We start from the raw sequence: 282 nt of genomic DNA on the forward strand, positions 1-282 counted from the left end.
CCATGTTGTTCCTGTTAGGATATCTAATACTTTGTATCTATTTGTTCCCTCTATTGTTCCATTTGCTGTTGCGTCAAATGTTACTCTTGTATATCCTTCTGGTACTTGAGTCTTAGGGTCTGTTCCAACTTTTACTATGTCTTTTGCTTCGTATGTTGCTGTAAATGTCTTTGCTTCTACTTTGCCATTTGCTGGAACTGTGCTATCCCATTTTACGAAAGCTTGTGTTGCATCATTATTTTTTGCACTTGCTGGGATTTCTTTTGTTACTTTTTCGTTATC

The 282-nt window shown here is 36.5% G+C and carries 1 protein-coding gene; it reads right to left on the bottom strand.

The genetic code is table 11. The features are described from left to right. A partial coding sequence (locus tag ACQRC6_RS09895; RefSeq protein WP_427848758.1) for a hypothetical protein occupies positions 1-282 on the bottom strand: 282 nt, incomplete at both ends.

The sequence above is a fragment of the Peptoniphilus sp. SGI.035 genome, from assembly GCF_050315115.1.
Lineage (GTDB): Bacteria > Bacillota > Clostridia > Tissierellales > Peptoniphilaceae > Peptoniphilus_A.